This is a genomic window from Bradyrhizobium sp. AZCC 2289, assembly GCF_036924615.1.
Lineage (GTDB): Bacteria > Pseudomonadota > Alphaproteobacteria > Rhizobiales > Xanthobacteraceae > Bradyrhizobium.
Genome location: NZ_JAZHRY010000001.1, coordinates 4422866 through 4435427, shown reverse-complemented (window position 1 = coordinate 4435427; position 12562 = coordinate 4422866). Strand labels below are relative to the sequence as shown.

The 12562-nt window shown below is 65.4% G+C and carries 9 protein-coding genes, 1 tRNA gene and 1 pseudogene; 3 read left to right on the top strand and 8 right to left on the bottom strand.

From position 1 onward, the window contains the following. Nucleotides 1-18 precede the first annotated feature (18 nt). Nucleotides 19-1404 (bottom strand): cytochrome P450, encoded by a 1386-nt coding sequence (locus tag V1289_RS21125; protein ID WP_334398672.1) that lies wholly within the window; start codon nt 1402-1404, stop codon nt 19-21. Between the two features lie 69 nt (nt 1405-1473). Further along, nucleotides 1474-2847, bottom strand: a complete 1374-nt coding sequence (locus V1289_RS21120) for a hydrolase (protein ID WP_334398671.1) — start codon at nt 2845-2847, stop codon at nt 1474-1476. Nucleotides 2848-3000: 153 nt separating this feature from the next. On the opposite strand from V1289_RS21120, the gene V1289_RS21115 reads away from it, so the two are divergent. Continuing rightward, nucleotides 3001-4689, top strand: a complete 1689-nt coding sequence (locus V1289_RS21115) for an MFS transporter (RefSeq protein ID WP_334398670.1) — start codon at nt 3001-3003, stop codon at nt 4687-4689. Nucleotides 4690-4811: 122 nt separating this feature from the next. Here the strand turns inward: V1289_RS21115 and V1289_RS21110 are convergent, their stop codons facing one another. Continuing rightward, the gene (locus V1289_RS21110; RefSeq protein WP_074272020.1) at nt 4812-5024 is read right to left on the bottom strand and encodes a cysteine rich repeat-containing protein; all 213 of its coding nucleotides are present in this window, start codon (nt 5022-5024) and stop codon (nt 4812-4814) included. A gap of 233 nt (nt 5025-5257) precedes the next feature. Beyond that, entirely contained in the window at nt 5258-5536 is a 279-nt protein-coding gene (locus V1289_RS21105; RefSeq protein ID WP_334398669.1) for a hypothetical protein, read from the bottom strand. 218 nt (nt 5537-5754) lie between these two features. On the opposite strand from V1289_RS21105, the gene V1289_RS21100 reads away from it, so the two are divergent. Continuing rightward, the gene (locus V1289_RS21100) at nt 5755-6777 is read left to right on the top strand and encodes a polysaccharide deacetylase family protein (protein WP_334398668.1); all 1023 of its coding nucleotides are present in this window, start codon (nt 5755-5757) and stop codon (nt 6775-6777) included. A 603-nt stretch (nt 6778-7380) separates the two neighbouring features. Here the strand turns inward: V1289_RS21100 and V1289_RS21095 are convergent. Both V1289_RS21095 and V1289_RS21090 read right to left on the bottom strand, forming a co-directional pair. Further along, a pseudogene (locus tag V1289_RS21095) lies at nt 7381-8550 on the bottom strand (IS110 family transposase). A 127-nt stretch (nt 8551-8677) separates the two neighbouring features. Beyond that, entirely contained in the window at nt 8678-9058 is a 381-nt protein-coding gene (locus tag V1289_RS21090) for a hypothetical protein (RefSeq protein WP_334398667.1), read from the bottom strand. A gap of 92 nt (nt 9059-9150) precedes the next feature. On the opposite strand from V1289_RS21090, the gene V1289_RS21085 reads away from it, so the two are divergent. After that, a complete protein-coding gene (locus tag V1289_RS21085) occupies nt 9151-10527 on the top strand; it encodes a peptide MFS transporter (RefSeq protein ID WP_334398666.1) in 1377 nt (458 codons plus the stop codon). Between the two features lie 28 nt (nt 10528-10555). On the opposite strand, the gene V1289_RS21080 is transcribed toward V1289_RS21085, so the two are convergent. After that, a tRNA-Thr gene (locus tag V1289_RS21080) sits at nt 10556-10631 on the bottom strand. 187 nt (nt 10632-10818) lie between these two features. After that, on the bottom strand, nt 10819-12555 hold the full coding sequence (locus tag V1289_RS21075) for a heme biosynthesis protein HemY (RefSeq protein ID WP_334398664.1): 1737 nt from the start codon (nt 12553-12555) through the stop codon (nt 10819-10821). Nucleotides 12556-12562: the final 7 nt, after the last annotated feature.

Genomic DNA, 12562 nt, shown 5'->3' with positions numbered 1-12562 from the left:
CGCCCGAACCCTCAATACCTATCGGGCTGTGATCGCAAACATCGGCGAGCGATCGGGCTGCGTCGTCACCACGCCGACCGGCATGACGGGTTCCCTGTCGATCAGGCTGACGCGGAACGCGCCGATCATCTTGGCCAGCGCCAATGTCGCTTCGACGAGCGCGAAATGCGCGCCGATGCAGACCCGAGCACCGACGCCGAACGGCAGATAGGCAAAGCGGTCGGGCGGCGTACCCGTCATGAAGCGGGACGGCACGAACGCGCCGGGATCGCGCCACAGCTTTTCGTGCCGGTGCAGCAGCCACGGCGCCACCAGCACGATATCGCCTTTCTTGACCGGCATGCCGGCGATGGTGTCGGGTCCAGCCGCCGAGCGCGCGATCAAGAACGCCGGCGGATAAAGCCGCATGGTCTCGTCGACCACCGCGCGGGTGAATTTCAGCCGCTCGATATCGAGCGCGCTGTTCACGCTTGCGCCCTGCACCTCGGCCGCCAGTTCTTCCTGGGTGGCGGGATCGAGCGCCAGAAGATACAGCGACCAGAACAGGGCGGTCGCGGTGGTCTCGTGACCCGCGAGAATCATGGTCGCGATCTGATCGCCAAGCTGTTCGTCGCTGAAGGCATCACCGGTCTCCGGATCGCGGGCGGCGCCCATCAGGTCGAACAGATCGCGCGGCGGCGCGCCCTCGTTCTTGCCGGCGGCGCGGCGCTCGGCCATCAGCATGGCGACGAAGGCCGTCCAGCGCTTGCGGAAGCGGGCGCGGGCGAAATCCTGCGGACTCGGCCAGCCAAGCGGCAACAGCAGATCGAGAACATGCGGCTTCGCCAGCCCTACGCCATATTCCATGACGAAATCACGCAAGGCTGCGCCGTGGCGATCCATTCCGAACGAGAACATCGTGCGTCCGGCAATCTCGAGCGTCATCCGCTGCATCGCCGCGCGCAAATCCACCGGCGCGTTGCTGGCGGCCTTCAGCTTTGCGATCGTCGCGTCCGTCGCTGTCAGCATGTGCGGCACCAGCGTCATGACCGCGCGTGGCGTGAAGGCCGGCGCCAGCGTTCGGCGCTGGTGCTTCCAGGCGCGCCCTTCCGATATCAGCAGGCCTTCGCCGAGCACCGGACGCAACACCCGGATGCTCGCCGGGGTGCGGGCGTAATTCTCGTAATTGTCGACCAGCACATGCCGGATCGCATCCGGCGCGTTGAGGATGAAACTGCTGCGCCCGAAAAAGCGGCCGCGGACGATGTCCTCCTGATAGGCCCGCTGGCCCCAGCTGCCGATCGCGCTCTCGCGGATCGCCATCATCCGCCCGAAGGCAGTCATGTTGTCGGGCGCACGCGGCGGGCTCGGCGGCACCAGCGGCGCGCGCGATACCGGCATGTCGAAGACTTCGGCTATGCTCATACGTCCCTCGCTCGGACTTTATCACAGCCATCGGTCCGGGCGCCATGAAGGCATGGGGTTCAGGGAGAACTAGTAGGTCAGTTCGGCCACCGCAATCCGGTTCTCCGATGCCGGCCATGCCCGCGCCACGATCCGTTCCTCATTGAACAGCGCCACCACGGGACGGCCGGCCTCCGCCGCCGAAAGCCGCAGCGTCGTGACCGAATCGGTCGGCACACCCGGCTTCACGTCCGAAGGCTCCTTGCCGTCGATCAGCACCACATCGCGCGGCAGCCCGAAATATCCGCGCGGCCGGGACATCAGGACCACCGCACCGGCGCCGGCATCAGCCGGTCCGAGCGGGCGCGCGGCGCGCAGATGCACGATGTCGGAGGAGCGCGGAAACGGCGAGCGATAGAAATGCGTGGTGACCGAACCCGTCGATGTCAGCTCGATTTCAAGATACCAGGTAGGATCGGCCTGCGCCGGGCCCCAGTGGCCGTCGGCGCCGGTCTTTGAGCTGTGGATCGGACCGCCGACCCGTTCGCCGGTCTCGGCGGAAACACGAAACACATCGACCGAAGCACCCAACACCGGGCGATTGGTCTGGACGCCGCCCGGCGTGCCGGTGACGAGGCCGCTGAGTTTGACTTGCGTTTCCGGCACAATCTCGATGCGCGACGGCTCGCGGCCGGCGATGAATTTGTAGACCTCGCGGAACGCGCGCGGGGAATAAGCGGTCTCGCGATGATCGACCGCACCCAGCACGAGATTGGTCGCGCCGTTCAGCGCCGGGCCTTCCGACGTGATCCCGGTCGGCGTGCCCGGCTTACCGACGAAGCGGCCGTCTGCTTGCGCATATTTGTCGATGCCATCGCTGCGCAAGGTGAGGAACGCCGTGCCCGGGGTAACTTCGCTTTCGCCCTCGTTCAATCCGCGCAGGAACGGGCCGCGGCCGTTGAACTCGCCGCCGAGACCCTCGTCCCAATCATAGACGCCGTGGTTGGGAACGCCGCACAGCACGGCGTGACTGACGTCGGCGCCGCCGCCGTTCTTGATATAATTGCGGATCGGATAGCCGCCGCGCGAATTGCCGACCAGCGCGATGCGCGACGCACCCGTGCGTGACTTCAATTCCTTGATGGCGTCACCGAGTTCGCGGCGCTGGTCTTCGGTCGACGAACGGTTTGCTTGCTCGACCTTGTCGTCGGTGCGCGCCAGCGGATCGGCGAAATTGATCGCGAACATCCGGTCGCGCGGAACACCGTTCGATTCCATCCGCCACAGCGTCGTGATCCACAGCGCTGCCTGCTCACCATTGCCATGCACGAGCAGAATAGGCGGAACCTCCGTGGCGGCAGGCGCGGTCGGCGCCGTCTGCGCCAGCACCGGAAAGCTGAAGTTCCCGGCCACCAGAGGCAGGATACCGGCGCTCCTGAGGATCGTCCGCCGCGATAGGCTCATTTTGTAACCCCTCGTTATTTTTCAGTACTTTAGCTTGTGCCTTGGCCCACCTGATAGGGGCACAATGGCTGGACAGAACAGGACTTTCGCGGGCATCACTGGAGGACCGCGGGAATCATCGGCCAGCCATTAGCAGGTCAAACGGAACCGGATATGACTGAACCGTCAAATCGCCCGCCTTTTGCCGCCGACAGCATCATGGCACCGTTGCGCCATTCGGTGTTCCGACGCATCTGGCTGGCCAGCCTGGTCTCCAACCTCGGGATTCTGATCCAGGGCGTCGGCGCGGCCTGGGCGATGACGCAAATGGCATCCTCGGCGGACAAGGTCGCGCTGGTGCAGACCGCGCTGATGCTGCCGGTGATGCTGATCTCGATGCCGGCCGGCGCCATTGCCGACATGCATGACCGGCGCATCGTGGCGCTGGTCTCGCTGGCGGTCGCGCTGAGCGGGGCGACCGCGCTGACGGTGCTGGCGTGGCTCAACCTGATCAGCCCGAATATCCTGCTGGCACTGTGTTTCGTGGTCGGCAGCGGCATGGCGCTGTTCGGGCCGGCCTGGCAAGCCTCGGTCAGCGAGCAGGTGCCGGCGGAGACGCTGCCGTCCGCGGTCGCCCTCAACGGCATCAGCTACAACATCGCGCGGAGCTTCGGGCCCGCGATCGGCGGCATCGTGGTCGCAACAGCCGGTGCGGTGGCGGCGTTTGCGGTGAATGCGCTGCTCTATCTGCCGCTGGTGGTCGTGCTGTTCATGTGGAACCGGACCAGCGAACCGTCGCGCCTGCCGCGCGAACGGCTCAACCGCGCCATCGTCTCGGGCGTGCGCTACATCGCCAACTCGCCGTCGATCCGCACCGTGCTGGCGCGAACACTGGTCACCGGCCTGCTCGGCGGCTCGGTCTCGGCGCTGATGCCGCTGGTTGCGCGCGACCTGCTGCATGGCGGCGCGCAAACCTACGGCATCATGCTGGGGGCCTTCGGCATGGGCGCGGTGCTCGGCGCGCTGAACATCGCCGAAGTGCGCAAACGCCTCAGCGGCGAGGCCGCGGTCCGCGCCTGCGCGCTGTCGATGGCGGGCGCGATCGCGGCGGTGGCGATGAGCCGGCAACCGGTCCTGACCGCGGCAGCTTTGGTGCTGGCCGGCGCGGTGTGGATGCTGGCGGTAGCTTTGTTCAACATCGGCGTGCAGCTCTCGGCGCCGCGCTGGGTCGCGGGCCGCTCGCTGGCGGCATTCCAGGCGTCGATCGCCGGCGGCATCGCGCTGGGCAGCTGGGGCTGGGGACATCTCACCGACCTCACCGGCGTCGAAACCGCGCTATTGGTTTCCGCCGGGCTGATGGGCCTCTCGCCGCTGCTCGGGCTGTGGCTGCGCATGCCGCCGGTCGGCGCCCGCAACGAGGCGGCCTCAGAGGTGCTCGCCGATCCCGAGGTACGGCTGTCGCTTACCGGGCGCAGCGGGCCCCTGGTGGTCGAGATCGAATACCGCGTCGCGCCGGACAACGCCCGCCTGTTCCACAATGTGATGCAGGAAGTGCAGCTCAGCCGCCAGCGCAACGGCGCCTATGGCTGGTCGATCGCGCGCGACATCGCCGATCCCGAATTATGGACCGAGCGCTATCACTGTCCGACCTGGCTGGATTATCTGCGCCAGCGCAATCGCGCGACGCAGTCTGAACGCGCTCTGCATCAGCGCGCGATCGATTTTCACCTCGGGCCGGATCCGATCCGCGTGCGACGCATGCTGGAGCGGCCGTTCGGCTCGGTGCGCTGGAAGGAAGACACGCCCGATCGCGCGGCGAACGAAGTATTGCCGGTCGCGACAGCTGCGGGCAGCAGCACGTAAATCTATCCCCCGTCATTCCGGGGCGCGCGTATGCGCGAACCCGGAATCCATAACCACGATCGTGAGTATGGATTCCGGGCCTGCGCCAAGTGGCGCATCCCGGAATGACGGGGGGTTGAGAATTACTGCCCGTGCTCGGCCAGGGTCTTCTGGCAGGCCTTGCTGAGCCGGGGGCGGTTCTCCTTCAGGCACGCCAGCACGACGCTGTCGCCGTCCTGCATGTGGGCCCGGCAAAACCGCGAGACGTCGCGCGCGCAGGCGTCATGTCCCTGCTGCTGGGCCGAGGCCGCCGATGCCATCAGAACCAGCGGAATGACGAAAAGAAATCGGGTCATCTTGCTATGCCTTACACTCATCAATGAACGCTACACAGGCGTTCTAGAGCGTTTTCGAGCGAAGTGGAAACCGGTTCGCGTCAAGAAAACGCGTCAAAGTAAAAAGCTAGAGTGCCCAAATTGGCGTCGCAATGCATTTGTGGCGAGGCGACGCCGAACGCGGATGCCAGTTCCTAAGTCCGCTGGCGCGCGGGAGCACCCGCGTCGCATCGCCGCAAGCGCTGCAACGAGACTTACTGCGCGGCGACCTTGCGGCCCTGCGCGGCCAGATCGCGGTCCAGCACGACGCGACACCCGCTGGAGAGGCTCGCGCGCTGCCTGATCATGCAGGCGGTGATCTTCGGGATGTTGGGAATTTCCGAACTGCACAGGCGGAACGCGTCGCCCGTGCACATCTGCTGCGCCTCCGCGCTGAAGGCAAAGCTCGACGTCGACGAAACCGCCGACAGGGAGGCGACGAAAACCAGGGCTAAACTAACCTTGCGAACATGGCTGCTGAAGAAGGCGGTCATTGCTCCCATTGGCCCCGGGGGCGGGCCCGTTGTTTGATGGTCCCGACCTTGCGCCGCATTCGCTTTGCCGACTGTGACGTCCGTCACTTAGTCGCCGTAGGCCAAATCTGAAGCCAAATTTTGTTGGTCCCCCCAGCCGGCGTTGGTGCGGCGTTAAGACCTTGTTCGCATTAATGACCCGTCGCCGAAATACCCTTAGTTTTCTGGAAAGTGTAGCGATGCGTAATGCGTTAGGCCTGATGCTGGCCAGTGTTGTTGCGGCGGTTGTAATCGCCGGAGTGTGGTTCTGGACCTCTTCGCCGCGCGCCGACGCGGGCCCGCCCCGGACCGTTGCCGCCAAACCGGCCGAGCCCGCCCCGGCTGCGGCCAAACTGGCCGCCAAGGATGACGTCGAGGTCACCGCCGCGCTGTCGAAGCCGGCGGCTCCGCCCGCTCCTCCGCCGGCGCCCGCGAAATCGACCTGCGCCAATCCCGATGCGCTCGGCGTCAGCCGTACCGTGGTGATCGACACCACGGGCGGACCGGGTTTCGGCTTCCTGCAATACAAGCAGTTTGACTTTCTGGCCGACAAGGAGGTCGTGCTGACCTTCGACGACGGCCCGTGGCCGACGACGCCTTCGGTGCTCAAGGCGCTGGCGGACGAATGCACCAAGGCGGTGTTCTTCCCGATCGGCTTGCACACCACCTATCATCCGGAAATCCTGCGCCAGGTCGCCGCGGCCGGTCACACCATCGGCGCGCATACCTGGTCGCACGCGCATCTCGACAGCAAGAAGCTGACGGAACAACAGGCCATGGACGAAATCGAGAAGGGTTTTAGCGCCGTGAAGCTGGCGCTGGGCTCGGCACCCGCACCGTTCTTTCGCTTCCCGGCGCTGGTCCATACCCAGGCGACGACGGAACATCTCGGCAACCGGAATATCGCGATGTTTTCCTGTGACGTCGATTCCAACGACTTCAAATCCAGTGGTCCCGACCATGTCATCCAGACCGTCATGACCAAGCTGGACAAGCAGGGCAAGGGCATCATCCTGATGCACGATTTGCAGAAGCACACCGCAGCTGCCTTGCCGACGCTGCTGCGCCGCCTAAAGGCCGGCGGCTACAAGGTCGTGCAGATGAAGGCCAAGACCCCGCTCGAAACCTTGCCGGAATATGACGCGATGCTGGTCAAGGACATGAAGGTGCCGACCGCCAGCAGCCGCCCGGTCGGCAGCGTGGTGCAGACGGTGACGGATTAAGACACCTGACAGATACGGCCTTCGTTGAGGGCGTCATTGCGAGCGAAGCGAAGCAATCCAGAGCGACATGCGCGGCTCTGGATTGCTCACATGGGGAATGTGTGTGTCAAGGATTGGCAGTCACCTTTTGTTCGACTGCGGCCACCTCTTCGTCCCGACCGCGGGCTGTGCAGGATGGCGCGCGCAGATCAAGTCAAGGCCGGCCCTTTAGGGCCGCCGCGCAGCGGCTTGGCCTTGAGTTGAGCGAGCACGCCATCATGCTTGGTCGGTCGGGACCGATAGGGGCTCCTCGCGTTGGCGGTTCGGTCAGGGCATCTGCAATCCTCGCATTTGCGATCCAAGGTTCGAGCCGGTTCGGCGATCTGGGTTGTTTGCCAGATCAAACTCACATTCGGTCGTCGCGCGAGGCGACTGCACCAGGATTCCGCTTGCGGCGGGCAGGCTCGAGAGGACGAGGCCATTCTTCGTTGCGGCGTTTTGAAGCCATGCAATCCATCGGTTCGTCCACCCGGATCTTCCGAGGCTGATCGGGCCTCGGCAGATGGGTTATGGTTCTTTCGTCGCGCGCGGGCGGCGAAGCACGCCGCTCGGTGCGGTCCAGGATCAGGCGGCGGGCTTCATCACGGCCCCCTCGATGACGACGCCCTGGGTGACATACTTCCACAATGCCACGAGAAGCTTGCGCGCCAGCGCCACGATCGCGCGCTTGCGGCCTTGCGGGCTTCGCTCCTTGAACCAGCGCGTCAGGGCCGACTGCGGCTGATGACGTATCCAGAGCCGGGCGAACTGGATCATCGTGGTCCGCAGCCTTGGATTGCCGGCCTTCGACACGCCCTGCTCGTGCCGGATGCCTCCGCTTTGCCAGGGCGTCGCCGCAAGGCCCGCATAGGCGGCGACCTGGCGGCGGTTGGAGAACTGCCGGTAGAACGCCTCCGACCAGAGTACGGCAGCGAAGTTGGCGCCCATTCCCTTCAAGGCGAGCAGCATCGTGACCGCGTCCGGCGCGGCCTCTTCGCTTGCAGGCTTTCTCGCCGCCGCCAGCAGGGCATCCCGCTCGGTCTCGACCGCCTCGATCTGTTCCAGAAGCAGTTCGGTCCGATCGAGTTCGCGGCCGATCTGCGCCTTCAAATGCGCCGGCAGCTCCCGCCCGTCGCCCGTGCGCAAGGCCTCAAGCCGCGCCCGCCGATCGCGCCGCAGCGGCTCGTAATCGGATATCCCCTGCGCGAACAGAAGACCCTTGATCCGGTTCACATGCGTGATGCGCTCGGCGATCAAGGTCCGTCGTTAGCGACAAATCCGCCGCCGATCCTCCTCTTCAGGCGAGGGCGCAACTACCATCGCACAGACCCGTGGTTCGCCGCGCTTGTAGGCGAGAAGCGCCCGCAGCAGCGTCTCCCCGTCAAGCCGGTCCGTCTTGACCCGCCTGCGCCGTCGCGGCGTCGCGATCGAGGCGGGATCGACCACATGGCTCTCAATGCCGTTCTGTTGCAGAACACGGTGCAGCCAGAACCCGTCCAGCCCAGCTTCCTGGATCGTGATGATCGGATAGCTCTCGCCAGTCCTGGCCTCCGCCTTGCGCCTGAGGTCTGCGAACAGCTTCATCAAGCCGGCAACATCGCCGGCCGTGACGCTATGCTTGGACATCTTCTCGCCTTTGCCAGGCGAAAGCGACGTTATCAGCCAATTCGAACGACTCAGTTCCAACGACACAAAAATTGCGCCAAACTGCGTGCGGATAGCGGTCGGTCCGTCGGAAGGATGATCGAGCAACATCGTTGTCTCCAGGTTGAGGGCTCAGCAACCTCAGTCTGGCTTCAGACCTGGTCGCTATCCACTCCCCATGGAATCTTCGTCGCTTCGCTCCTCGCAATGACGAGGACCTAGTTCCAGCCGCGCCGCCCTACCAATAAATGCCGTGCCGATGCAGTTCGCCGATGATGCGCGATTCGGTCCAGTAGTGCTTGCGCCGGGGTTTTTCCGGCTTCGGCGCTGACGCCGTCTTTTCGGCGACCGGCTTCGCCGGTTCGGCGTTCGGCTGCTCGGTTTTGGACGGCTGGCTGCTGGTTTCGACCGGCGCGGGCCGCTCAACATATTTCGGCGCCTCGGCGGCCTGCGATGCTTCCGCCGTCATCGGCGTTTCCGCCACAGGTACGGCGGCGACGGCGGGTGCGGGCGCTCCGACCAACGGTGCCTCGCTTGCCAGCGACAGGCTGCGCGGCTCGCCAGCCTGCGCGGCGGCGGATGCCAAGACGAACCCTGCGATCAGAATGAGTTTGCGCATGTGGTGTCTCCCGTTGTTCGATCGGGAAATTAGGGCATCGGCAAAATTGCCTATGTGAGAAAGATCACACAAACAGGGATTCCGGGGACAAAATGACGGACGGGCGTTCGGGTGCGGGTGGGCGGGACGCCGAGCTATTCGGCCATCCGCGGCGGCTGACTTCCCTGTTCGCGACCGAGATGTGGGAGCGGTTTTCCTACTACGGAATGAGGGCGCTCCTCATTCTCTACATGGTCGACTATCTCCTAAAGCCGGAGCATGCCGACAAGGTGCTGGGACTGGCCGAGCTGAAGCGTGCGCTCACGGCACTGTCCGGTCCGCTCGAGATCCAGCCATTGGCGTCGCAGATCTACGGCCTTTACACCGGCTTTGTGTATCTGACGCCGATTTTCGGCGGGATGCTCGCCGACCGCCTGATCGGCCGGACACCGACGATCGTGATCGGCGCGGCCTTGATGGTCGCCGGCCATTTCATGATGGCGTCGGAACATCTCTTTCTGTTCGCGCTGTGCCTGCTGGTGTTGGGCAATGGCGCGTTCAAGCCCAATATCGCAACCCAGGTTGGCGAACTCTACGCGCCGGAGGATCGTCGCCGGGATCGCGCCTACTCGATCTTTTACGTCGGCATCAATATCGGCGCCTTCTTCTCGCCGCTGGTATGCGGCGCGCTCGGCGAAAAGATCGGCTGGCACTACGGATTTGCCAGCGCCGGGATCGGCATGGCGATCGGCCTCGTGACCTATCTCGTCGGCCTTCCGCGCGCACCGGCAAGCCGCACCAGGCCCGAGCCGGCAAAACCCGAGCCGCTCGACGTCGCGCGGCTGCGGGCCGCCCTTCTCGGCATGATGATCCTGTTCATATCGACCGCATTGTTCTGGGCCGCCTACGAACAACAGGGCAACACGATCGCGCTGTGGGCGGAAAACGCGACCGACCGCGCGGTGAATTTGCTGTTCTGGCGCGGCGAAATTCCCGTCACCTGGTTTCAGGCCTTCAATCCGCTGATGATCTTCCTGTTCACGCCGCCCTTGATCGCCTTCTGGTCGCGGCCGGGACGCGAGCCTTCGACGGTCGGAAAACTGGTGCTCGGATGCCTGCTGTTGTCGGCTTCCTATCTGATCATGGCGGCTGCGGCACTGCTGAGCGGCGCGACCAACGCCAGCTGGCTTTGGCTGTTGTTGTATTTTGTAGTGCTGACGATCGCGGAACTGAATTTTTCGCCGATCGGATTATCGCTGATCTCGAACATCGCACCCGGGAGCTCGCGCTCCACCGTGATGGGGATATGGTTTTCGACCAGCTTTGTGGGAAATCTGGCCGCGGGCTGGCTCGGCGCCCTGTGGTCGCATTTTTCGCACGCCGAATTCTTCCTGCTGCTGGCCGCGGTCGCAGCCGTCGCCGCCGGCATGATCCAGCTCGCGCGACCGTATCTGGGCGGTCTGTTGCCTGCGACGAATTCGGCTCGGTAGCAGGCCCAATGTTGCTGTGTGAGAAGGCTGGTGCCGCAAACAGGACTCGAACCTGTGACCCCGTCATTACGAATGACGTGCTCTACCAACTGAGCTATTGCGGCGGACCAAACGCAGCGTCCGGTGAGTGCCCGAAAACGCGTGCCACCTGATATCGGGCACGGCCCCGATTGGCAAGAAAAACGGGGTGCCTGGGCTCTGATTGATGCTGATCCAATCAGAACCCAGGCCCTAAACTTTTGTTTTGACGCGTTTTCTTCACGCGAACCGGCACCACTTCGCTTGAAAACGCTATGGCTCCCCGCCCCAGCGGGACAAAAATCCCCGCCAGCCGCCGGCCTGCGCCTTGGGCGGACCGATTTGTTCTGAAAATTCATCGCGGGCGCCGTCCTCGTCGATCCCGGGGTCGTCGGGGGCGCGGACGATGGGAATGACCGCTGGAATGCTGGAAGGGTTCACCTTGGGCAGATCCTGGCGGGCGCGGAACAAGGGGGCGGCGGTCACCGGGGCCGATTCGGCGGGCGCTGCGGAAGGCGCAGGTGCCGGCGTGGCCACCGCGGCGGGGGCCGGATCGGCGGCGGCGAGCGGCGGCGCATTGTCCTGTTCGGCCGCAGGAGCGGGCTCGATGACGGTCGCGGCCGGCTCATTAGCGGCCTCGCGCGGCGGCTCGACGCGCCGCGGCGCGGGCGGCGCCAGCATCGCTTCCTCGAAGGCTGAGGATTCGATCGTGCTGCCCTTGTCGGACGGCAGTGCCGCCACCGGCGTCTGCCATTGGAAGGCGTCAAGGCGCCCGGTGACCGGCGACACCGGCCGCCAGCGATCCGAGACATAGCCATCCGCGGTCCAGGCCGGATCGTGCAGCGCGCGCACGGCCCGCAAAGTCCACGCCCGGGCGCGACCGCTGTCGCCATGTTCGGTGCGTTCGATCTCCGCCATCAACAGCGCCACCCGCTGCGTCGGCGCCGCGACGAACGGCGCCAGCGCCGCGCGCGCCTTGGCGAATTCCGAGGCATCGATCGCGGCGCGCGCGATCGCCAGCGCGCCCTCGATATGACCGGGGGCCTTCGCCGCCAGCGTCTCGACCCGCACCAGCCGCTGCCGCGCGGAATCGCCGAGTTTTACATGCGCATAGGCATCGGCGAGATCCGGATGCGGCTGCGCCAGCCACGCCGCTTCGACGATGCGCATCGAGCGCCGCACCTGATGCGCCTCGCTCTCGAACTTGCTCGCCAGCACCGCAGCCGGCACCAGCGTCGGCGCGAGCTTGATTGCCTCCATCGCGCTCTCGCGCGACAGGTCGCGGTCGACTTTCTGCAGTTCCAGCGCGCGCGCCGTCAGCAGCACGCCGCGCTGCCGCCGGTAGGTCGGCTTGTCGATCAGCCCGGACGATTGGTTGTTGTCGAGGATGGTCAGCGCGCCGGTCCAGTCGCCCTTGGCGCAGCAGAAGCCGAGCACGGCGTGCGAGGCCCAGGACGACGACGGCGCGAGCTTCAGGGCTTCCTCGGCGATCATCACGGCGGCGACCGGATCGTCGGCGCGCTGCGCCTCGATGAACAGGCCGCGCAAGCCCAACAGCCGCGTATCTTCGCGTTCGGCCATGGCGCGGAAGGCGCGCTGCGCGCCGTCGCGGTCGCCGTCGAGCTGCGCCGATTGCGCGTGCAGCAGCAGGGCCAGCGGATCGTGCGCGGCCTGTTTGCGTGCGACTTCGGCATGCGCCCGGGCAGCGCTGGAATCGCCGTGTCCGATCGCCAGCAAGCCTTGCGTGATCGCATTCCGGCCGCGGGCGTGACGCCGCTCGCGCCGGCCGCGCCGGATACGCTCAGGCGTGCGCCACAATCCGCGCAGGATCGCCCACACCATCACGGCTGCAACCACGGTAACGCCGAGCGCCAATATGAACACCGGCAGCGTGGTCGTGATCTTGGTGCCGCCCCAGGACAGCACGACATCGCCGGTCTGCTCGGCAACCCAGGCGGCGCCGAAGGCTGCGAGCGCGATCAGCACCAGAAACAGAATGATCCGGACCATCGAAATC

Coding starts and splice junctions, on each gene's coding strand:
- V1289_RS21125 (WP_334398672.1), bottom strand. CDS start 1,404: ATGAGCATAGCCGAAGTCTTCGACATGCCGGTATCGCGCGCGCCGCTG.
- V1289_RS21120 (WP_334398671.1), bottom strand. CDS start 2,847: ATGAGCCTATCGCGGCGGACGATCCTCAGGAGCGCCGGTATCCTGCCT.
- V1289_RS21115 (WP_334398670.1), top strand. CDS start 3,001: ATGACTGAACCGTCAAATCGCCCGCCTTTTGCCGCCGACAGCATCATG.
- V1289_RS21110 (WP_074272020.1), bottom strand. CDS start 5,024: ATGACCCGATTTCTTTTCGTCATTCCGCTGGTTCTGATGGCATCGGCG.
- V1289_RS21105 (WP_334398669.1), bottom strand. CDS start 5,536: ATGACCGCCTTCTTCAGCAGCCATGTTCGCAAGGTTAGTTTAGCCCTG.
- V1289_RS21100 (WP_334398668.1), top strand. CDS start 5,755: ATGCGTAATGCGTTAGGCCTGATGCTGGCCAGTGTTGTTGCGGCGGTT.
- V1289_RS21090 (WP_334398667.1), bottom strand. CDS start 9,058: ATGCGCAAACTCATTCTGATCGCAGGGTTCGTCTTGGCATCCGCCGCC.
- V1289_RS21085 (WP_334398666.1), top strand. CDS start 9,151: ATGACGGACGGGCGTTCGGGTGCGGGTGGGCGGGACGCCGAGCTATTC.
- V1289_RS21075 (WP_334398664.1), bottom strand. CDS start 12,555: ATGGTCCGGATCATTCTGTTTCTGGTGCTGATCGCGCTCGCAGCCTTC.